The following is a 270-nucleotide window of genomic DNA, read 5'->3' as shown; positions in this document are numbered from 1 at the left end:
CGTCGCACCGGTGGCGGCCACGGCCCGCAGCGCCGAGACCGGCTCGAAGCTGCGCGCCGGGATGACGGCGAGCGAGCCGTGGGAGACGGTGGCGATCACGCCGATCACCATGCCGAAGCAGTGGAAGAACGGCACTGGGATCACCACGGTGTCCTCCTCCGTGTAGCCCAGAAGCTCGCCGATGTGGAAGCCGTTGTTCAGCGCGTTGCGATGTGTCAGCGTGGCGCCCTTGGGGAAGCCGGTGGTGCCCGAGGTGTACTGCAGGTTCAC

General features: G+C 68.1%; 1 pseudogene. It reads right to left on the bottom strand.

From position 1 onward, the window contains the following. Positions 1 to 270 (bottom strand): annotated as a pseudogene (locus tag ACFWJO_RS39650) (AMP-binding protein); the annotation flags it as partial.

Source organism: Streptomyces sp. NPDC127092 (genome assembly GCF_042722475.1).
In the GTDB taxonomy this organism is placed as follows: domain Bacteria; phylum Actinomycetota; class Actinomycetes; order Streptomycetales; family Streptomycetaceae; genus Streptomyces.
The sequence above is the reverse complement of the archived record's forward strand: the minus strand, read 5'-3'. Positions and strand labels throughout refer to the sequence as shown.